We start from the raw sequence: 21,663 nt of genomic DNA, 5'->3' as shown, positions 1-21,663 counted from the left end.
GACAATCGTTTTCGGTGACAGCCTACTGAATTAAACGAATGATATTCACCAAACGGGCGCTATTCTTTTATAGAGAAGCGTCTTTTTCTTGTATTTCAAGTCTTCTCATGGTTAAGTAATTTTTTTGTTTTATACGATTGTTGAATAACTAACGTATAAAAGAGACTCTCCTTGAACATAATAGAATCTAGATTAATTGATTTATAGAATGGGAGCGTGAAGAATAATGTTATTATCTGAGGCCTGGGAACAGTATCAATTAGATAAAAAAATTGAGGGATATTCACCTCTGACTTTAAAAACATATTGTTTTCAATATAATCTTTTATTACGTTATTTCGGTGACATTAACATGAGTGAATTTACTACAGAAAAACTAAAGGGTTACTTAATTGAAGCAGGAGAACACTTAAAGCCATCTAGTTTAGGACACCGAGTTTGCATCAAATCACTTTTTAGCTGGACACATGATGAAGGTTTTATTCTTAAAAACCCTGCTGCTAAATTAAAAGAGCCGAAGTTAGGCAAAAGAATCCCAAAATTCCTTTCGGAACTAGAGATTGAGCATCTTAGGGAAGCATGTCATAACTCAATGGAGAATGCATTATTTGAATTTTTGTATTCTACTGGCTGCCGTATTGGGGAAGTCGTAAAACTGAATCTTGTCGATATTAACTTCTCAACGAATTCTGTCATTGTACATGGGAAAGGTGATAAAGAAAGGGAAGAATACTTTAATACTCGTTGCACCATTTGGTTAAAAAGGTATCTAGATGAAAGAGATGATGAGGAGCCTTGTTTGTTTATTACGGAAAGAAGGCCAAAAAGAAGTATGAGTATTGATAACCTAAGATTTATTATCAAACGTATATCAAATCGTGCCAGGATTAAAAAGAGTATTCATCCTCATCAATTACGTCACAGCTATGCTACACATATGATTAACAACGGTGCGCCACTTGAAGTGATACAAAGCTTACTTGGTCATGAGAAGAGTGAAACCACGAGAATATATGCTCAGCTGAGCGGAAAGTTGAGACACGATTTTTATATTAAATATTTTTGAAAGCTACAGAAATTAATCTTTAATCAAAATTGAGGCGTGCATATATAAAGACGTATCTTTTTGAATTGCGCCATATAGTGGAGGAAGGATTTTAAAATTTACATACAGAATTATTTTGTGTGAAGAAAAGGGGGAAAAGAATTGAACCATGATTTTTATCGCTCATTATTTCCTATATTAGCTACCCACACACACCTAGCTAGTTGTTCCCAAGGTGCATTAGCAAAGTCTGTTTCAAAAGCTATTGAGGAATATCATAATAGCCTACTTCTGTCAGGGAGTAATTGGAATGAAGCAATTAGTAAAGTGGATGAGACTAGGGTGAAATTTGCTGAACTTATTGGAGCCGAAACAGATGAGGTTACTGTATTATGTTCTGTTTCTGATGCTATTTCTGCTATTGCAACTTCCCTTCCTTATCAGCAAGAGAAAAATAAAATCATGTTTACGGATATAGATGTTCCAACTGTCGGTCATATATGGTTTGCACAAGAACAATTTAAGGATAATGTTTCCGTAATACGTTCTTCCAATGGGGAAATATCTCTGGAACAATATGGAAAAGAAATAACAACTGATACGCTTATTACATGTATTCCCCATGTGAATTATTACAACGGATATAAACAAAACGTTAGAGAGATTGCTGGGATTGCGCATAGAAAAGGCTCGCTTTTATTCGTCGATGCTTACCAATCAGCAGGACATATTCCAATTGATGCAGCTCTAACTAACGTTCCAATCGTTTATGTATTCTGTTTTGTCATCAGAAATCCTCTTGTTAAATTAATCAGTTTTTCTTGAACGACATGAGTCTTTTTATTCAATGTATACATGCTCAGCCAATTATACGATATCACTTCTATTTCTAATTTGTTAAAATGGTCCTTGATAGTAAGAATTTTCAAAAAACACTAAGGAGGATATACTATGTTTCCAGGATCTTTATATGAAACACATGTTCAAACAAAAAATTTAGAAACAGCAATAGAATTTTATAATAAACTAGGATTAGATCTAGCTCATTATATTGAAGAGCGCCGTGTAGCATTTTTTTGGTTTGATAAAAATAAAAAGAGAGAACAAATGCTGGGCGTTTGGGAGGTTTCAGAAGAAGAATTTCATAAAAGCCACTTTGCATTCAAGATTAACTATGAAGATATAATTAATGCAAGAGAATGGCTACTCAATAAAGGTATATGTCCAAGATCGGCTTTTGGTCTTGAACCTACTGAGCCCATGGTACAAACCTGGACACCTACTGCTAATCTTTATTTTTACGATCCTGACGGCAATTCATTAGAGTTCCTTTGTTTACTTCCTGAAAAGAAAAAAAATGTGGTACAAGATGTCATGTATTTAAGTGAGTGGGAAAAACTGGAAAGTGATGAATAAATTTGGTTTTTGACTCAGGGTGTTACTAGCAAAATAACTAAAGAACACTTTTACTGCTCCTTTGCATATTTCAATATTCCGTAATCGGGCGCGATTGTAGAATTTCACATCTATAAAATGATCAAACTTTTTTATAAATATTGTATAATTTTTCATATAGAATGAATCCGTTTTGATCAATCTTTTTTCAAAATGGGTTCTATTAATTTAACGTAAAATATGGGTTTGCGAGGTATTTTTGATCAGACTTTATTATAAAGCTACAATTAGAAGTGTTGGTTATGGCTCATGCAAAAGATGTTTTATCGGATCAATTGTTGGCAAATGCTAATGACCCAAGTTGGTACCTACCATTTTCAAATTCAGTAGAAAGATTGTCTGAGGAACATGCATTTTGGACGCCAAACGAAGAAAGTAATAGTATTGCTGAAATTGTGCAGCATCTACTATATTGGAATCAAACATGGCAAACAAGGTACCAAAAATCTAACGTTGATGCTGTGCCTTCAATAGGAAATAATAATAACAGCTTTATTATTCCTGAAAATCATACTTTTGCTGCCTTAAAAAAACAACTATTAGAGGTGCTTTTACGTTGGCAAGAGTTATTATCTGAAGAAAAGGTTGAGAGAGAAGTTAATGGTTATCCTGGACACGTGAAATGGTGGGCAATACTTGGAAATGTGTCAACTCATAACGCATATCATATTGGCCAGATCATTTATATCCGGAAGTTGCAAAATAGCTGGAAAATAGATGCAGGAGTAGATGAATAAATAAAAGTTGCACTAGTACTACTTGAACTCAAGGTTGCAATAGTTTAAGATCTAGCTGTCATTATGGCAGCTTTTCTTATTGTACAACGTGAAGGATAGTGAAAATTGCAAAGTTTTAAGGACAGATTTAAACTTCGCATAAATCTGTCCTTATAGGGAAAAATATGTAAGGTATTGTGCTGGAAAGCACTTGCCTATTCTAAATAAGGAGTGAGATGAGTGGCTGATAAAAACGAACGTAACCGTGTCGATAATGATGCTGGCGAAGCGGTAGGAACTGGTGTCGGTGCTGTCGCTGGAGCTGCTTTGGGTTCTGTTCTTGGTCCACTTGGTACCGTTGCAGGAGCTGTTGCAGGAGGAGCGATGGGTAACAAAGTCGGCGAAGGTGCCGATGAGGCTAATGACAGTGTTGCGAACCGAGAAGATTAGACTTTAACCAAGGTGACACTGAATGAATTGGATTCCCAAAAAGGGAGTCCTTTTTTTATTAAGTTAATTCAGCTTTTTTAGGTAAATTCCCAGTAAGATTGTGAATCAACTCACTTAAAGTAACGGGTGCGTTAGTTCAACAAGCTATAAGCAGCAATCATAATCATTTTCTTGATCTTCCGCAATCGGGCGATTTAATGGAGGAAAGATCACAAAAATGATCAATCTTTTTATAAAAACTTAAGGAATCCAAAATTAAACTTACGCATTTTGAGCAATCTTTTTTCAAAATGTGTGGGTTTCTTCTATATTATAAAATCAATATTTGCAGTAATACTTTGATTAAACTTAAATTGAAACCTACACCATACCAATTAAGCACCCCTTCTAAAGTAATAGTAACATCAGGGTTATATAAATATAGTATCATCAGAGATTGAGCGTATAGAAAGTATTACCAATGAATTTATGGCAGTAGCCAAACCGCAGGTGGTAAAGATGCAGCCTAATGATATTAGTGTGCTAATTGACCAAGTTTTAATGTTACTTCAACCTCAAGCAATGATGAATAATATACAAATCAGAACCGATTGTACAACTGGCCTTCCATTGATACCTTGTGAAGGAAATCAATTAAAACAAGTATTTGTTAATGTTTTAAAAAATGCAATTGAATCCATGCCAAGGGGAGGGGGAATTCTGATTCAAATCGATAAACTGAATAATGATCAAATAGGGATTCGTTTTATCGATCAAGGATGTGGGATTCCCGAAAATCGTATACCATATCTCGGAGAACCTTTTTATAGTATTAAAGAAGAGGGGATTGGTTTAGGATTAATGATTTGTTATAAAATTATTGAAACACACCAAGGAAAGATAAGTGTTCAGAGTGAAGTGAATAAAGGAACAACAGTTGAAATCACTCTCCCTATTTGTACACTTCAAAATTAATACATTACTTTATCTTTTTCCGACAGAAGACTCCTTCCTCAAAAATGTGAAGGTGTGAAACACCAATTTTAGATGGGGGATGAATTACGTTTCTTTGTATACTGTAGTTATCATACTAAAAAGCGAGGCGCGACCCATGATAGTAAATAAGGTATATAAATGTCGTATCTATCCCAATAAGGAACAAGAAATATTAATTGCCAAAACCATTGGTTGCAGTCGTTTTGTATTCAAGCGTTTTCTTGCTCTTTGGAATGATATCTATAAAGAAACAGGAAAAGGATAATTTGTTTAAATGAAAGTATTATCAGCCTGAACTAATCTTATTCACAGTAAGGTGGGTACCTATGGTACAATTTGAGCTTCCGTAACCTGGTCTGGTGTAAATGATGGAGGAAAGAGGATCATCAATTGCTCACACAACGATTATGCGCTGGTTTCATCAAAATGGACCTCAATTAGAAGAGAAAGTACGACATCACCTTAAATCAACAAATGATTCGTGGAGAGTCGATGAAACCTATATTAAAGTAAAAGGTCAATGGATGTACTTATATCGTGCAGTTGATTCAGAGGTTAATATAATTGATTTTTATCTAAGTAAATCAAGAGATAAACAAGCAGCCAAGCGCTTTTTCAGGAAAGCCTTGGTTTTTTCGTATGTTTCTAAACCTTGCGTGATAACAGTAGATAAGAACCCTGCCTATCCTATAACGATTCAAGAGTTGAAAGAAGAGAAACATATGCCTAAAGGCATACAACTAAGGCAAGTTAAATGTCTCAATAATATAGTGGAACAAGACCCTCGGTTTATTAAAAGACGAGTTTGTTCTATGTTAGGGTTAAAGTCATTTAAAACAGCAATCTCTATATTGAGTGGTGTTGAAGCCATGCATATGATGAAAAGAAAGAGGGTAACTTATTTTACCGGACGAGTCTGTCCAAAACCAGAAACAATTTATTCATAAATTGTTTGGCTTAGCTTCATAAGATAGAAATGAAGAGGGAATTGCCACTCTATGTTTCTAACTAACATTTTTGCAACAGAGCCCGCAATAGTATAGTATTTGACAAAGTTTACCCGCACTCTTCAAATTTTTAAAAACTTTGCAACAGAACCTAAAAACCTACCCGTAGATAGGTAGGTTTCTTGTTTATATTTATCTTATCTTTAAGGATATTTTTTCCAGAGTAGCCCCTCATAATCAGAATCGTTTCCGTACCCCCTATTGATTTACTTCTTTTGCTACAAGGGCAGCATATGCTTCTGCACCTGCTTTCGTTAAATGTACGCCATCTGGTGCAAAGTATGCCGTATTTCCGGCACTTGCTGAATGCCAATCGACTAACACCACATTTTTGTAAGCTGATGCTGCTTCTTTTAACTTCTCATTCACCAACGATTCCCACGGACGTGGTACCCTCGTATTGATTAATATAATTTTACGTTCATTCCCGATTACTTCTATTAATGATGCTAATTGCTCCTTGGTAAAGGCTCCATTTGTACCTAATCCAATAATGACATGATTTCCTAAATTCCCCTCATTCTTTAGCTGTTCCACAGCGGGGATTGCTTGTGACATTTGCCGACCTATTTTCGCATCAATCCTAATATTAGGAAAAGCATTCTTTAAATACGGAGCAATATCAATCATGATGGAGTCTCCTACAGCTGTAACTGTTAGAGGATCTTTAGGCTGTGCGGGACTCTCTTCTTTTTGTTCTTCTTTATTTTGAGGTGGTTCATCGGCTGGTTTTTCCCAAACTGCAACTGGATGTTTAGCCTGTTCTTCTTGCACTGCTTCCACCGTATCTTTTTGAGGATTCTCCTTTGCTTTACTAGCTGTTGTTAATCCAAAAGTAGCTATCGAAGAAATGCATACTGCACATATTAAAGCTAACTTACCACTTACAGTTAAGTTTCTTATTTTCAAGTTCTTAATCCGAATATTCTTCAATGCGCCTTTTCGTATTGGATTTTCAATAAACTTCCACGAAATTTGTGCAGCAATTATAATAAGAAGAAATTGAAGAATTGCTCGTGTAAACGAAAAATCTCCAGCATGTACCTTCGGAGTCGTCAATGTAATAATCGGATAATGCCAAAGATATATTCCATATGATCGTACACCCATCCAACGCAGTGGTCTAAATCTCAAAAATTGTGCGATTCTGCTAGCCGGATGCGCAAGGTTAGCGACTAACAAGGCTGTAGCAAGTGATAAAAGGACCATTCCCCCACGATATAGAAACGGCTCATATTGATTCGTCTTCCAAAACATAATGAGAATGATGCTAAGAGCAATTCCCCCAATAACATCAAGAATAAGACGTGCTTGCGGAATAATTTTATTCGCAAGCCTACTACTTGGCCAAAGTAAGGCGAGTGCCGCTCCAATTAGTAAAGAAAAAGCCCGTGTATCAGTACCGTAATAAATTCTACTCGGGTCAGAGCCTGGTTCATATAGGATTGCCATTGCTAAAGCGGATGCAAGCGCTCCTAGACAAATAAATAAGATCATGCGTGATTGTTTTCTTATGTAATAAAATCCCGAACTAATGACGAATGGCCAGACCACATAAAATTGTTCCTCCACAGCTAACGACCAAAAATGATTTAGCGGGGAAGGCTGACCAAAGCTATCAAAATAAGATAATTTATGATAGATATACCACCAATTACTAAAATATAATAAAGCGGCTAATGAGTCTCCTCGCATTTTTACAAGTAAAGAACTATGAAAGATTGTAATCCAGGCTAAGGTGACGATGAGCATGATAAGCATTCCGGGAAGTAATCTTCTTGCCCTACTGAGCCAGAATTTCTTTAAGTCAATTCTTTTATTCTTCTTCCATTCTATAGCCAGAATATCTGTAATTAAATAACCGGAAAGTACAAAGAATACGGTGACACCTAAAAATCCACCGGGCATCCAATTAAAATTGATATGATACAAAATAACACCTAGTATGGCTAGGCCCCTTAGACTATCTAATCCAACCATATAGCGACTATTTTTCTTTAATGGTTCGGGCATTCACAGTCCCCCCTATGTTTATCTAAAAATCTATTCATTTCATCTAATACTTCCTGTTCAACTTTTGAACGCATAATGTTTACAGTATAAGGGGGAAATTCACGTGAATCACCTTCAAATTGAATTATATTACCCGTTGGAGTATCCTTCATAGGTTCAGTCCAAGACATTAGAATAAATGCACTTACTTTAATTTTAACAATGTGAATTATATAGAAAATCCATAATATATTAATTTGTTATGAAATCATATTTCTTTCATAATAAAAACAATATAGTCAATTAGAATTACTATATTGCGTATAGTACAATGAGCTTTAAATAAAGTCAACTGAGTGGGCTTTATTTAAGGAGGTTTTATACATGAATCAACGAGCATTTAGTGAATTAGATCTTACATCACTTTTGTCATTATCCCTTAGTACAGTGATTGATGAACTACATGACAGATTGAATGAATTGGGGTTTGGAGATATTAGACCTGCACATGGTTTTATGTTTAAATGTATTCCCCCTGATGGAGCAACAGGCATAGAACTAGCCGAACACTTAGGGATTACAAAACAAGCTGTAAGTAAAATGGTGGATTATCTTGAGAAAAGTGGTTATATAATGCGCCGAACTCATCCCACTGATAAAAGAGGGAAGCTTATCGTTTTGACCGAACGAGGTTGGTTAGTATTGAAAGCAAAAGAAGAAATACTAACTGATATTGAGAGGCGCTGGATTGAAAACATAGGTGCTGAGCGTATGCAAATGCTCAAAGAAGATTTAACAAAATTAGTTTATGAAACAAATAAAGGTAAATTGTCATTGAGGTCTAGACCTGTTTGGTAAATATAGAGTGTCTCACAATATTAGATTGATGGGTAAACGTTGAGGAAACTACTATTGAAGAGATATATCAACCAACATTGAATAACAAAATAGCTTCCGACTCATATATGGAGTGATAACAACGGCGGGGAATTAGCACAACGTGGAACTGAATATCTAATTAAAAAAAGGATTGAACTGGATATGGGTGCTATTAAGACGCATGGATATAACGGTTCTGGTGCAAAAAAATTATCAAACTTGGACATACTAATACTACTAATCTAAAAAGGATGTGGATGATGTATGTCTAAGCCAAGTGCATTCAAATGGAAACACTATCAACCAGAGGTTATTGTGCTAATGGTGAGATGTTACCTACGGTACAATTTAAGTTTTCGTGACCTTGTAGAAATGATGGAAGAGCGAGGACTATCTATCTCTCATACGACCATCATGCGTTTGGTTCATCAGTACGGTCCTGAATTGGACAAGCGGATACGCTGTCACCTCAAGAAGGCTAATGATTCTTGTCGAGTCGATGAAACGTATATCAAAGTAAATGGGAATGGATGTACCTCTATCGTGCAGTAGATTCCAAAGGTAACACAATCGATTTTTGACTAAGAAAAACAAGAAATCAGAAGGCTGCAAAGCGCTTTTTCAAGAAAGCTTTGCGGTCTTTTCATGTTTCGCACCCTCGTGTCATAACAGTCGATAAGAACCCTATTCTTGAAGTTGAGATCACGTTGCTATTCTCTTATGTTAATGAGAATAGTAACGTGATTTTTATGAAATATGCACCGAAAAATTTATAGTAATAAGTCTGGCATTACCTCTCTAATTATTAGGATATTTTTCCTTAATATATGCATACTAAACATACTATAGAAGGTGCATAGAAGGTGAGGAAGTCATGGTTAAATTTTTGAAAAGGTTAAAATATAGAAGCAGTCCTAAATCATTTTCAATACGAGACAATACTCATTTTCAGAAGGGAAATATAGAGGGCTCTGTATTAGAAGCGAATTTATTAAAAAACATAGCTGAGCTTCAGGCTGTATTTTGTCAATCACCGGATTTAGTGATTCGCCAGTTTCAAATGAAAACAGATGGATTAGAAGCAGCTTTAGTGTATCTGTCTGGATTAATAGATAAACAATTGATTCAAAATCACGTTCTAACCCCTTTAATGAATAGTGTTTTTGATCCTAAAGTGGAACTTCCAATTACATTAGGACAAATTAAAATTATTAATACGTGGAGTCAGATTGAAAATGCTATTTTAGAAGGAGATAGTGTTTTATTAATTCACGGTCGAACTACAGCGTATCAATTGGACACAAAAGGATGGCCGCAAAGAAGTATTGAAGATGCTCATAACGAAATATCTCTAAAAGGTGGGCATCAAGGGTTTGTAGAAACCGGAGCTCAAAATATTGCAATGATTCGAAGGTATATTCCACATCGCGAATTAATGATAAAAGAGATAACAATTGGTATGCGAAGCAAAACAAAGATTTCTATTTTATATTTAAAAGATGTAGCTTCTGAAGAGGTGCTGAAGGAATTAGAAACACGGATTCAAAGCATAACAGTTGATGCTGTTACTAATACTGGTGAACTAATTGAATTCATTGAAGATAACCCGTACTCACCATTTCCACAATTTATGTTAACAGAAAGACCTGATTTAGCCGTTTCGCACATTCTACAGGGCAGATTTGTGACCGTAGTGGATCATTCGCCAAATGTATTAATTGCTCCAACAAATTTTATCTCTTTTTTTCAAGGGGTGGATGATTACGGTACAAGATGGCTAGTTGCTTCCTTTATTCGTATCCTTCGTTTTATCGCCTTTATGGTTGCTCTATTTTTGCCTGCGAGTTATGTTGCGTTTATTTCCTTTAATTTTGAAGTTATTCCTGTAGAGCTTTATTTATCTATTGCAGAGTCAAGAACAAGCGTACCTTTTGCTCCAGTAATGGAAGCATTACTTATGGAAATAACGCTGGAAATGATGAGAGAAGGAGCCTTACGCCTACCTACCCCGATTGGTCAGACAGTTGGAATGGTAGGAGGTATTATTATTGGACAAGCAGCTGTTCAGGCCGGAATTGTAAGTAACATTATGATTATTGTTGTTGCTGTTACAGCCATATCTTCTTTTATTATCCCTAACTATGATATGGGATCCGCAGTTAGACTTGTACGATTCCCAATGATGATCTTAGCTGCATTATTTGGAATTGTAGGACTGGTTATCGGGTGGATGACATTAATTGGACATCTTATCAGTCTTGAATCGCTAGGAACTCCCTATGGAACACCGTTAGCACCGTTTCGCTTTGCAGATATGAAAGATACTTTTGTACGCTTTCCTTTATGGGCGATAAGAAGGCGTCCTAAGGGTACAGGAGCTATTCAATCTATTCGACAAGGAAAGAATCAAAATAAAAGGTGAAACTATGAAAAAATATGCCTATAATGACATCACGCTAATGCAGTATATTGTTTTAATCAATGGAATGCAGGTCGGCACTGGCGTTCTATCTCTTCCACGTGTGCTTGCAGAAAAAGCTGGAACAGATGGATGGATAGCTATATTGATTGGCTGGATATTTTCCACAACATCAGGTGTTTTTATTGTGAAAACAGCTGCAAAATATCCCGAGGACACACTTTACGAAATTCTTATACGATTTTTTGGGAAAATAATAGGGAAAACACTTGTTGTTATTTACATGATGTACTTCGCTTTTTATACTTGTACTGTTCTTGTGAACGCTATGCTTTATCTTAAGGGATGGCTTCTTCCCAAAACACCTGCCTATCTCGTTATCTTTTTGTTTTCGATTCCTACCTTTCTTGTCGCACGTAACGGCCCTCGTATTATAGGGCGGTACTCCGAACTTACTTTTTATATGATGCTTTGGATTCCGATATTTTTTTTGGTACCTCTTAAAGAGAACGGAAGTTGGATGCCATTCTTTCCGCTCTTAAAAGAGGGATGGAAACCTATATTAACGGCTGTACCGACCACTGTTTTTGCTTATTTAGGATTTGATATTGCGTTCTTTTTATATCCCTTTTTACAAAAAAAACAGTATGCAGTCCATGGAATGGTTATTGCAAACACTTTAACGATGGTATTTTATTTATTCGCTACTATTGTTTGCTTTGCCTATTTTAGCCCTGATAGTATTACGCAATTCAACCAACCGGTACTAAATTTACTTAAAGTAATTGAATTTCGTTTTTTAGAACGTTTTGACATGATTTTATTGGCTATTTACTTGCCCGTTGTTTCTACATGCTGGATTCCTGCCTTATACTGTTCTGTATTTTGTTCAAGCCAATTACTTGGGAAACAAGATCACAGCTCTCATGTAGTTGTTCTCTTATTGCTCATTATCGGCATCGTATTCTGGGTTAGTCCTAGTTGGAATCAAGCCGAAACGGGGCTACAGGTATTATCCAATGCTGGGATGGGGTTAACCTATATATTACCTATCATTTTATGGATGTATGGCTGGCTATATGAGAAGTCTCATTGGGGGAAGATACATTGAAAAGAAAAGTACTATGTTGTATTTTGTTATCGGTGTTCATGATGACTGGATGCTTTGATCAAACGAATATTGAAGATGTTTCCCTTACTCTTGTACTTGGTATCGATTTAGATCGTAATAATAATTTATTGGTGTATATGTCAAGTCCTGTTTTTAATAAAGAAGCAAAGGTAAAAGAAGAAGTTACGGGTGTGAAATCTGCTACGATTCGAAATTCTAGAGACAAATTTGATGCTACCGTTATGGCACTTACCTCGGGAAGTAAAACACAGGTTATTTTAGTTGGAAAACGGCTATTGAAACAAAAAAATTGGATGAAATATCTTGATCCATTTCAACGAGACCCCAAAAATACAGTTACCACAAGGGTTGTTGCTGTTGATGGACCTGTTTCAGATGTCATCTTTTATAACCCAAAAGATAAGCCGCGTCTTCCTTTATATTTAACAAAGCTAGTTGAGACCGCCGCTTTAAGAAATATCACAGTAAAAACAAATCTTCAAGAATTACATGAACAAATAGCAGACAAAGGGGTAACAGCGAATATTACTGAAATGAAAAAAACGAATAAAATATTTGTGACAGGTACAGCTTTGTTAGATGAAAAAGGAAGGTATAAATTAACGCTAAATGCTGATGAAAACAAATTATTACGCATTTTGCAACAAGGAACCACAGGTGATTTTTCATTTACAATTCCAATTAAACTAAAGTCAAATAGCCAGGATAAAGATTGGACAAGCTTTACTGCCTATAGCATTAAAGTAAAGACAAAGGTGAGATATGATAATAGATTTATATTTAATACAGATATAAAGATGAGGGTCGGCATTACAGAACGGCTTTTTTCGTTCAATACAAGAAAAGATGCAGCAAAATTACAAAAGGCGATTGAAGCTAAGCTGGAAGCTGATTTCAAGCAATTAATGAAGAAAATACAAACTGCCAACATTGATCCCATTGGACTTGGGGGATACGCAAGAACTTACACATATCCAGAATGGAAAAAAGTCCAAAACAAATGGAATAATGCATTAGCAAAGGGTGATGTAAACATCAAGGTAGATGTAGAAATTGGTGGGATGGGAACGATTAAGTAACAGGAGTTCAACTGAGATTCGTACTAAATTTACAAGTATCTTCAATTTTAGAATGGGAATTTTCTTTAATAGGAGTCCAGCTGTACCCAGCAAGCTAAGAAAAACAAATACTCCAAAACAAACAATGTACATTTTTTTGTTTTGGGGTGTTATAAAATTCTTAAGTCGATGGATGTGTGGTGAGACCTCATATAGGAAGTATCGGGAAAGATGAATCAGTAATAGCTACTTATATAAAAATTACATAACTGTAGTCGATATAAATCCATTAAATGAGACGATTACTTGTACTGATGCTTTTCGTAATAAGAGGAATTTTTAAGTTTGGTGATGTAATTGAAGTGAATTAGAGGGGGAGAAATAAAAATAATTATCTCTTCCTAACTTAATTATATCACGTAAACAACGTTCGAAATAGACTGTTTCTTCTCATTTAATACTGCTACAATCGAGAACACATGCAAAGTAAGGAGAGATGTTACATGAGTTCTTTCGTTCTCGATTTTCAGGAAATAGAAAAAACGCAGCTTTCGCTCGTTGGTGGAAAAGGATTGAATTTGGGGGAGTTATCAAACATTCAAGGTATACAAGTGCCAGAAGGATTTTGCGTTACAACGGTAGGGTATGAAAAGGCCATCGAACAAAATGAAGCGTTTCAAACTTTGTTGAATCAACTAGCAATATTAAAAATTGAGGACCGAGATCAAATCGGTGAAATTAGTAAGAAGATTAGAGAAGTCATCATGGCAGTGGAAATTCCAGTTGATGTAGTGGAATCAGTAGCTCATTATCTCTCTCGTTTTGGAAATGAACATGCTTATGCAGTGCGTTCTAGTGCTACTGCTGAAGATTTACCATATGCCTCGTTTGCTGGTCAACAAGATACGTATTTAAATATCATCGGAAAAGAAGACATTTTGCAGCATGTAAGAAAGTGCTGGGCTTCCTTATTTACAGATCGAGCAGTAGTTTACCGAATGCAAAATGGTTTTGAACATAGCCAAGTTTCTATATGTGTTGTCGTGCAAAGAATGATTTTCCCTGAGGCTTCGGGCATTTTATTTACTGCTGATCCGATTACTTCTAATAGGAAGGTGTTATCAATCGATGCAAGTTTTGGACTTGGCGAAGCATTAGTCTCCGGCTTAGTATCTGCTGATAACTATAAAGTAAAGGAAGGGAAAATCGCCGATAAGATGATAGCGACTAAAAAAATAGCTATCTATGGACGGAAGGATGGCGGAACAGAGACGAAACAGATTGATCACACTCAGCAAAAGATTCAAACACTTACGGAACAACAAATATTACAACTAGCACAGATCGGAAGGCAGATTGAAGCTTATTTTGGTTGTCCGCAAGATATTGAATGGTGTTTAGTTGATGATGTATTTTATATTGTCCAAAGTCGCCCAATCACGACTCTATATCCAATTCCAGAAGCAAATGATCAGGAAAATCATGTGTATATATCGGTTGGTCATCAACAAATGATGACCGATACAATGAAACCATTAGGGTTATCTTTTTTCCTGTTAACGACGCATGCCCCTATGCGTAAAGCGGGGGGAAGGCTGTTTGTTGATGCTACACAAAGATTAGCTTCACCTGCTAGTAGAGATTTCTTAATAAACACTTTAGGAAAATCGGATCCGCTCATAAGAGATGCATTAACGACTGTAATCGAGCGAGATGATTTTATCAAATTGTTACCGGATGATGAAAAAGAAAAGAACCGTGGTAAAAGTACGCCACCTGCAAGTTCGCAACCAGAAATCGAAAACGATCCGGCAATCGTTACGGATTTAATAAAGAATAGTCAAGCATCAATCGAAGAGTTAAAACGAAACATTCAAATGAAATCAGGATCGGCTGTACTGGATTTTATTTTAGAAGATATCCAGCAGCAATTGCAGAAAATATTATTTAGCCCTCAAAGTACGGCTGTAATTATGGCGGGGATGAATGCTTCTTCATGGATGAATGAAAAGATGGAGCAATGGCTAGGTGAAAAAAATGCAGCAGACACACTTTCACAATCTGTACAAAACAATATTACGTCAGAAATGGGTTTAGCATTAATGGACGTTGCAGATGTGATTCGGCCATATCCAGAAGTCATTGAGTATTTACAGCATATAGAAGATGACAGCTTTTTAGATGAACTAGTTCAGTTTAAAGGCGGGGATAAAGCACGAGATGCAATCTATGCTTTTCTGAATAAATATGGAATGAGATGCAGCGGCGAAATCGATATTACGAAAACGCGCTGGAGTGAACAGCCAACTACAATTATCCCGATGATTTTAAATAATATAAGAGACTTTGAAGCAGGTGCTAGTAAGCGGAAGTTTGAAGAAGGGCTACAAGAGGCTTTGAAAAGAGAAGAAGAGTTATTAGACAGATTGAAGTATTTGCCAGATAGCGAACAAAAAGTAGAAGAGACGAAGCGAATGATCAGTTTAATTCGGAATTTCGCTGGCTATCGTGAATATCCAAAATACGGCATGATTAATCGCTATTTCATATATAAGCAGGCATTATTGAAAGAAGCGGAACGATTAGTACAAAATAGTGTTATTGCTGAAATAGAAGATATATACTATCTGACTTTTGAAGAACTTCACGAAGTCGTCTGCACGAATAAACTGGATTACGAGGTTATTAATAAACGGAAAAATGAGTACAAATTATATGAAAAACTAACGCCCCCGCGTGTTATCACGTCTGATGGTGAAATTATTATAGGTAAATATAAACGAGAAAATCTCCCTACCGAAGCAATAGTAGGTTTGCCCGTTTCTTCTGGAGTGATAGAAGGAAGAGCTCGTGTTATTTTAAACATGGAAGATGCGAATTTAGAAGAGGGAGATATATTAGTTACGGCATTTACTGATCCTGGATGGACACCATTGTTTGTATCTATAAAAGGGTTAGTTACCGAAGTTGGCGGACTTATGACACACGGGGCAGTGATTGCACGTGAATATGGGTTACCAGCAGTCGTCGGAGTAGAGAACGCTACGAAATTAATAAAAGACGGACAACGAATTCGGGTACATGGAACAGAAGGGTATATCGAGATACTGTAATTGTGCCTTAGATAAATAAAAAGATCATCCACTACATATAGTGGACGATCTTTTTGTTTTTTTAAACCAGCTGAATAGAAAGGTCCGTTACAGTACGACACGTATACTGTAGCCCTTACTTCCTACAGTTTGTATTGCTGCGGAGGATAGTTGCAGTTAGGGTGTAAGAATATTGAAAAAATGGCAAACTCCCTGAACACTAGAATGAGTACTAACAGAAGTTACTATCTCTCCTTTTCGAACTACATTGTCTCCTATAATTATAGTCAAGCCATGCGGACGGTGAAACAACAATAATTATAGTCAAGCCATGCGGACGGTGAAACAACAATGATATTAGAAATCACAATTGAAAAAGTATATCTTGCAATTATATACAGAAATTTTAATAGTTTTATCAACTTTCATCAATATTTTCCGAGAACATCGATGAATCAGAATGTATATCAATCTAAAACAAAGAATATTTTCAAAAATATTACAAATCAAGACAATATATTGCAAATTATTTGAATATTATTTATTATATAAACGTTGTACCGTATTTAATATTGGGGAGGAATAGGGATGAAGAAAAAGCCTTTTAAAGTGCTGTCTACGCTTGCGGCGGCAGCTGTGCTTAGTTGCACATTTGGGTTTGGTAGTCAATCTGTTTATGCGGCAACGCCGTCTAATGTAGGAGCTTTAAGTCCAATTGATAAAAATTTAATTCAGGAGGATCGTCTAGCAGATGCGCTCAAGAAACGCGGTATAATTAGTGAATCTGCGTCGAAAGAAGACACATTAAAAGCTGTTGAAAAATACGTAGAGAAGAAAAAAGGCGAAAATGCTGGAAAAGAACCAGCAGCGGGGGACAGTGTTACGAGAGAAGCTGCTGACTTTTTGAAAAAAGTTAAAGATGCAAAAGCAGATGAGAAAGAAAAAGCTGATCAACCTGCTAGTGGTCCGGTAGCTGGACAAGAGCCGATTAAAGGGGGATTAAACGGCAAAGTACCAACTACTTCAGCGAAGCAAAAACAATATAACGGTGATGTTCGTAAAGATAAAGTTCTTGTATTGCTAGTAGAGTTTGCTGACTTTAAGCATAACAATATTGATCAAGTACCAGGTTATATGTATTCAAATGATTTTAATCCAGAACATTATCAAAAAATGTTATTTGGTGATGAGCCGTTTACACTCTTTGATGGTTCAAAAATCCCAACATTTAAACAATATTATGAAGAGCAATCTGGTGGTAGCTATACAGTCGATGGGACAGTAACAAAGTGGTTGACAGTTCCTGGTACAGCGGCGGATTATGGTGCAGATGCAGGAGATGGCGGTCATGATAATAAAGGACCAAAAGGACCTCGTGATTTTGTAAAAGAGGCATTAAATGCAGCTGTAGAAAGTGGTATTGATTTATCTGAATTTGACCAATACGATCAATATGACAATAATGGTGATGGCAATAAAGACGAATCAGATGGTCTTATTGATCACTTAATGGTCATTCACGCTGGAGTTGGGCAAGATGGAGGCGGTGGTAGACTAGGTGATGACGCAATTTGGTCACATCGCTGGAACCTTGGGACACCATATCCAATTGAAGGAACAAAAGCAAAGGTTGATAACTGGGGCGGTAAAATGGCAGCATACGACTACACAATTGAGCCAGAAGACGGAGCAGTGGGTGTATTCGCACATGAATTTGGTCATGATTTAGGTCTTCCAGATGAGTATGATACGAAGTATTCAGGATCAGGTGAGCCAATTAACTCTTGGTCTGTTATGAGCGGCGGTAGCTGGGCAGGTAAAATTGCAGGTTCAACGCCACCGAGTTTCTCCCCGCAAAACAAAGAGTTCTTTCAAAAGAACATGGGTGGAAACTGGGCGAATATTGTAGAGGTTGACTATGATAAATTAAATCGCGGTATCGGTCTTGCGACGTACTTAGATCAAAGTGTAACGAAATCAACTCGTCCTGGCCTGATTCGCGTTAACTTACCAGATAAAGATGTAAAAGGTATTCAGCCTGCATTCGGTAAGAACTATTACTATAGTACAAAAGGCGATAATCTTCATACAACATTAGAAACACCAGTGTTTGATTTAACAAATGCAACACTGGCGAAGTTTGATTACAAATCATTGTATGAAATTGAAACAGATTATGACTTCCTTGAAGTACATGCAGTGACAGAAGATGGTACGAAAACGTTAGTGGATCGAATTGGCGAAAAGAATGTGAAAAATGGTCTAGACACAACGGACGGTAAATGGGTAGATAAGTCATATGACTTAAGCCAATTTAAAGGTCAAAAAGTAAAACTAGTATTCGAATACATTACAGATGGTGGTTTAGCACCGAACGGTTTTACTCTTGATAACGCTACATTAACTGTCGATGGAAATGTTGTGTTCTCTGATGATGCAGAAGGCGAAGCGAAATTAAAATTAAATGGTTTTGTTGCAGCAAACGGTTTTGATAAGAAGAAACATAACTACTATTTAGAGTGGCGAAACTACGCTGGTGCTGATCAAGCGTTAAAATATAGCAGTGGTGTACCGTATAATACAGGTCTTGTTGTATGGTATGCAGACTCTAGCTTTACAGATAATTGGGTTGGTATGCATCCAGGCGAAGGTTTCTTAGGGGTTGTTGACTCTCACCCAGAGGCAATTGTTGGAACGCTAAACGGCAAACCAACTGTTCAAAATAGTACACGATTCCAAATCGCAGATGCTGCGTTCTCCTTTAATCAAACGCCAGCATGGAAAGTTGTATCTCCAACACGCGGAACATATGATTACAAAGGGTTACCAGGTGTAACGAAGTTTGATGATTCTAAATCGTATATGAACGATTTAATCCCAGATGCAGGACGTAAAGTACCGAAGTTTGGATTGAAATTTGAAGTAGTTGGACAAGCAGATGATAATTCTGCAGGAGCAGTTCGTTTATATCGTTAATAATGGAGAAGCTGTTGAAGAGGATTCCTCTCAACAGCTTTTTTCATAGAAACATAAATTTCAAGTTATTAATAACTTGAAACTTTAATCAGTGGGGGTTTTATTCATCCCCCACTGATTATTAGCCTTCACCAATCGGGCGTTTACGGGCAGCCCGAATCCCACCTAACTTCTTTGCTCCAGCCGAATTTTGAGGTGGGAGTTTTACTGCCCGCAAATAGCGGGATAAAAATAATAATAACTACTCAGCCATACATTTCATTTAGAAGTTTGTTGATGTTCAGATTGATTAAAGCATGTTTCTATGCAGGCAAGCTTATTTCTTTAAGCCAGCTGCATAGAAAGGTCCATGAACTGCGATTGTTGATAAAATATGAGCAATTTCCTCAGGTGTTTCTTTTTGTCCATTATTTAACCATTGTTGAATGACACCTATATGAGCAGATGCCATATAAGAAGCTAAGTATTGGCTTGGGACAAGTAAATTTTCCTTATTAATGAGAGGGCCATTCATATCTTCAAATATTGTTTTCCACATAAAGTCTTTTAATTTTGTTTGGAAAGATAAATCTCCTTTTGGGCTTAGTACAGCTTTCATAAAATCACTATTTTCATTTAGAAATTCAAGAATAGAAGTGATAAGTACGAACGGCGTTGTTGGAGAAGGATTTGATCCAAGTTCAGCAATAACTTCCGGAAGCTTCTGTTTGGCAATGCTAGAAAACTCATGCATAATTTCCTCTTGGCATTTCGTCATTAAATCAAATTTATCTTGATAGTGTGCATAAAAAGTACCACGATTTATGTTTGCTTTCGTTGTAATATCTTTCACTGTAATGACTTCAAAACCTTTTTCTTCAATTAATTCTACTAATGCATTTCGTATGGCAGTTTTCGTACGAACAACACGTAAATCTAAATTACTATCGCGCAAAGCATGTCCCTCCTTAATTTTTTCCAACACATTTAAAGAAAGTGTCTTATAACCGACACATTCACTATTTTTGATTATTGTATAAGATTTAACTTAAACATATAATTCAAAATATAAATAAACAACACGTTGTTGGTTATTATAAATCAAATTAAAGGAGGATAAAAGAAAATGTTAAAAAACAAACTTTTATTATTATCACCAGTTATTGCACTACTTGTTGTTTTTATTTTTTCATTAACTTTATTCCCAACAGTTCAACCTCAGCCGAAAAACGTACCAATCGCAATTGTAAATGAAGATCAAGGAGTAGAAATTCCGAATCAAGCTAAAATGAATATGGGGCAAACAATTGTTGATATGATGAAAAAATCAGCGAAATCAGATGAAGAACCCGCGGTGAAGTGGGTAGAAGTAAAAAATAAAGAAGTCGTTCAAAAAGGTTTAAACAATCAAGAGTACTATGCAGCATTAGTTATTCCGAAAGACTTTAGTGCAAAACAAGCGTCGTTACGAACACCACAGCCTTCTTCGCCTGAAGTCGAAATATATATAAATCAAGGAATGAATACGGCGGCTTCAACTATGGCAGGGCAAATATTAAATGGCGTAGTTGATAATATGAACAATACTGTTCGTACACAACTATTAGACGGATTGAAAGCAAAAGGAGCTACTTTAACAGCAGATCAAGTTTCAAATTTAGTAACACCTATTACGAAGAAAGTGACAAATGTGAATGAAATTGGAAAAAATAGTGCGAACGGTAACTCGCCAATTTCTTTATTCCAACCGTTATGGATTGCAAGTTTAGCTAGCGCAGCAATCATCTTTATTTCGATAAGTAAAATGCCGGTAGGTACAAGAAAAGAAAACTTCGTATTAAAAGTAAAACAAATAGTAACAGGAGCTATTGCGGCGCTTGTAATTGGATTTGGTCTTACATGGATAGCAGATGGAATGGTAGGATTAAATATCTCGGATTTCACGGATACGGCTCTATTTTTATCCATTACATCATTTAGTTTTTTCTTAATGATTTCTGCGGTCCTTTCATTAGTTGGATTAAAGGGAATCGGGTTATTTGCAATGTTACTTTTCTTTGGTGCACCGCTATTGGCGCTAGCGCCTGAAATGATGCCTCCATTTTATCAAGACTGGATTTACTCCTGGTTACCGATGCGATTTATGATAGAAGGTCTAAGAGAAATCTTCTTCTTCGGAAAAGGATTTGCTTGGAATACTCCACTTACTGTACTTGTTTGGATTGGTGTAGTAAGTATGGTTATCATACTTGGAACAGCTTTAAAACGTAGTGTAGTAAAGGAACATAAAACTGAAGTAAATGCTTAAAAATAAAAGCCGTTTCACTGGTAGTGAAGCGGCTTTTGGTGGTGAAATCGATTGGGAAATAATTCAGTGGTAGATAGGATTTTTCGATGTTTTAAAGGTGAGTGAAGAACTAGTATTTACTGTCCCTATATATATACATGCTCCTACTATTTTAAATTGCATAAAATGTTATGCGAAATC

The 21,663-nt window shown here is 36.2% G+C and carries 14 protein-coding genes and 6 pseudogenes; 17 read left to right on the top strand and 3 right to left on the bottom strand.

Translation table 11 applies throughout. The features are described 5' to 3' along the window. Positions 1-226: 226 nt before the first annotated feature. The 8 genes and pseudogenes from FT637_RS13305 (at position 227) to FT637_RS13270 (ending at position 5,610) form a co-directional block, all read left to right on the top strand. Positions 227-1,066: a tyrosine-type recombinase/integrase gene (locus FT637_RS13305; RefSeq protein ID WP_193646698.1), complete on the top strand. Its 840-nt coding sequence runs from the start codon at positions 227-229 to the stop codon at positions 1,064-1,066. 141 nt (positions 1,067-1,207) lie between these two features. Then, on the top strand, positions 1,208-1,870 hold the full coding sequence (locus FT637_RS13300; RefSeq protein WP_227493782.1) for an aminotransferase class V-fold PLP-dependent enzyme: 663 nt from the start codon (positions 1,208-1,210) through the stop codon (positions 1,868-1,870). 126 nt (positions 1,871-1,996) lie between these two features. Then, positions 1,997-2,461 (top strand): VOC family protein, encoded by a 465-nt coding sequence (locus FT637_RS13295; RefSeq protein ID WP_193646697.1) that lies wholly within the window; start codon positions 1,997-1,999, stop codon positions 2,459-2,461. A gap of 281 nt (positions 2,462-2,742) precedes the next feature. Beyond that, entirely contained in the window at positions 2,743-3,237 is a 495-nt protein-coding gene (locus tag FT637_RS13290) for a DinB family protein (RefSeq protein WP_193646696.1), read from the top strand. 219 nt (positions 3,238-3,456) lie between these two features. Beyond that, the gene (locus FT637_RS13285; RefSeq protein ID WP_000764044.1) at positions 3,457-3,666 is read left to right on the top strand and encodes a glycine zipper domain-containing protein; all 210 of its coding nucleotides are present in this window, start codon (positions 3,457-3,459) and stop codon (positions 3,664-3,666) included. A 402-nt stretch (positions 3,667-4,068) separates the two neighbouring features. Further along, positions 4,069-4,620: pseudogene (locus tag FT637_RS13280) on the top strand (ATP-binding protein); the annotation flags it as partial. 136 nt (positions 4,621-4,756) lie between these two features. After that, positions 4,757-4,903, top strand: a pseudogene (locus tag FT637_RS13275) (helix-turn-helix domain-containing protein); the annotation flags it as partial. Positions 4,904-4,940: 37 nt separating this feature from the next. Continuing rightward, positions 4,941-5,610, top strand: a pseudogene (locus FT637_RS13270) (IS6 family transposase). Positions 5,611-5,846: 236 nt separating this feature from the next. Here FT637_RS13270 and FT637_RS13265 read toward each other — a convergent pair. Together FT637_RS13265 and FT637_RS13260 are read right to left on the bottom strand one after the other, a co-directional pair. After that, complete coding sequence (locus tag FT637_RS13265; protein ID WP_193646694.1) at positions 5,847-7,661, bottom strand: acyltransferase family protein; 1,815 nt, start codon at positions 7,659-7,661, stop codon at positions 5,847-5,849. 44 nt (positions 7,662-7,705) lie between these two features. Further along, a pseudogene (locus FT637_RS13260) lies at positions 7,706-7,873 on the bottom strand (DUF3238 domain-containing protein); the annotation flags it as partial. 151 nt (positions 7,874-8,024) lie between these two features. On the opposite strand from FT637_RS13260, the gene FT637_RS13255 reads away from it, so the two are divergent. From FT637_RS13255 to FT637_RS13225, 8 genes and pseudogenes are all read left to right on the top strand, one after another. Continuing rightward, positions 8,025-8,498: a MarR family winged helix-turn-helix transcriptional regulator gene (locus tag FT637_RS13255; protein ID WP_193646693.1), complete on the top strand. Its 474-nt coding sequence runs from the start codon at positions 8,025-8,027 to the stop codon at positions 8,496-8,498. A 285-nt stretch (positions 8,499-8,783) separates the two neighbouring features. Then, positions 8,784-9,232 (top strand): annotated as a pseudogene (locus tag FT637_RS13250) (IS6 family transposase); the annotation flags it as partial. Positions 9,233-9,393: 161 nt separating this feature from the next. Continuing rightward, a complete protein-coding gene (locus FT637_RS13245; protein ID WP_193646692.1) occupies positions 9,394-10,941 on the top strand; it encodes a spore germination protein in 1,548 nt (515 codons plus the stop codon). Between the two features lie 4 nt (positions 10,942-10,945). Beyond that, the gene (locus FT637_RS13240; protein ID WP_193646691.1) at positions 10,946-12,049 is read left to right on the top strand and encodes a GerAB/ArcD/ProY family transporter; all 1,104 of its coding nucleotides are present in this window, start codon (positions 10,946-10,948) and stop codon (positions 12,047-12,049) included. Next, positions 12,046-13,149: a Ger(x)C family spore germination protein gene (locus FT637_RS13235; protein WP_193646690.1), complete on the top strand. Its 1,104-nt coding sequence runs from the start codon at positions 12,046-12,048 to the stop codon at positions 13,147-13,149. Before FT637_RS13240 ends, FT637_RS13235 begins: the two co-directional genes overlap by 4 nt. A gap of 226 nt (positions 13,150-13,375) precedes the next feature. After that, positions 13,376-13,499, top strand: a pseudogene (locus tag FT637_RS29900) (YolD-like family protein); the annotation flags it as partial. A 132-nt stretch (positions 13,500-13,631) separates the two neighbouring features. Next, positions 13,632-16,241, top strand: coding sequence for a phosphoenolpyruvate synthase (ppsA, locus tag FT637_RS13230; protein ID WP_193646689.1), 2,610 nt, complete (start codon positions 13,632-13,634; stop codon positions 16,239-16,241). A 567-nt stretch (positions 16,242-16,808) separates the two neighbouring features. Continuing rightward, complete coding sequence (locus FT637_RS13225) at positions 16,809-19,196, top strand: immune inhibitor A domain-containing protein (protein ID WP_193646688.1); 2,388 nt, start codon at positions 16,809-16,811, stop codon at positions 19,194-19,196. Positions 19,197-19,512: 316 nt separating this feature from the next. Here FT637_RS13225 and FT637_RS13220 read toward each other — a convergent pair whose 3' ends face one another. Continuing rightward, positions 19,513-20,130, bottom strand: coding sequence for a TetR/AcrR family transcriptional regulator (locus FT637_RS13220; protein ID WP_193646687.1), 618 nt, complete (start codon positions 20,128-20,130; stop codon positions 19,513-19,515). Between the two features lie 171 nt (positions 20,131-20,301). Here FT637_RS13220 and FT637_RS13215 point away from each other — a divergent pair, with 171 nt between their 5' ends. Next, a complete protein-coding gene (locus tag FT637_RS13215) occupies positions 20,302-21,483 on the top strand; it encodes a YhgE/Pip domain-containing protein (RefSeq protein WP_193646686.1) in 1,182 nt (393 codons plus the stop codon). The last annotated feature ends 180 nt before the right edge of the window (positions 21,484-21,663 follow it).

Origin of the sequence: Bacillus cereus, assembly GCF_015071065.1 — a bacterium.
In the GTDB taxonomy this organism is placed as follows: domain Bacteria; phylum Bacillota; class Bacilli; order Bacillales; family Bacillaceae_G; genus Bacillus_A; species Bacillus_A cereus_BA.
The sequence above is the reverse complement of the archived record's forward strand: the minus strand, read 5'-3'. Positions and strand labels throughout refer to the sequence as shown.

What these genes read in the sequence shown, in the direction of transcription:
- ppsA (WP_193646689.1), top strand. Translation starts at nt 13,632, where the DNA reads ATGAGTTCTTTCGTTCTCGATTTTCAGGAAATAGAAAAAACGCAGCTT.
- FT637_RS13225 (WP_193646688.1), top strand. Translation starts at nt 16,809, where the DNA reads ATGAAGAAAAAGCCTTTTAAAGTGCTGTCTACGCTTGCGGCGGCAGCT.
- FT637_RS13295 (WP_193646697.1), top strand. Translation starts at nt 1,997, where the DNA reads ATGTTTCCAGGATCTTTATATGAAACACATGTTCAAACAAAAAATTTA.
- FT637_RS13245 (WP_193646692.1), top strand. Translation starts at nt 9,394, where the DNA reads ATGGTTAAATTTTTGAAAAGGTTAAAATATAGAAGCAGTCCTAAATCA.
- FT637_RS13290 (WP_193646696.1), top strand. Translation starts at nt 2,743, where the DNA reads ATGGCTCATGCAAAAGATGTTTTATCGGATCAATTGTTGGCAAATGCT.
- FT637_RS13215 (WP_193646686.1), top strand. Translation starts at nt 20,302, where the DNA reads ATGTTAAAAAACAAACTTTTATTATTATCACCAGTTATTGCACTACTT.
- FT637_RS13305 (WP_193646698.1), top strand. Translation starts at nt 227, where the DNA reads ATGTTATTATCTGAGGCCTGGGAACAGTATCAATTAGATAAAAAAATT.
- FT637_RS13240 (WP_193646691.1), top strand. Translation starts at nt 10,946, where the DNA reads ATGAAAAAATATGCCTATAATGACATCACGCTAATGCAGTATATTGTT.
- FT637_RS13265 (WP_193646694.1), bottom strand. Translation starts at nt 7,661, where the DNA reads ATGCCCGAACCATTAAAGAAAAATAGTCGCTATATGGTTGGATTAGAT.
- FT637_RS13255 (WP_193646693.1), top strand. Translation starts at nt 8,025, where the DNA reads ATGAATCAACGAGCATTTAGTGAATTAGATCTTACATCACTTTTGTCA.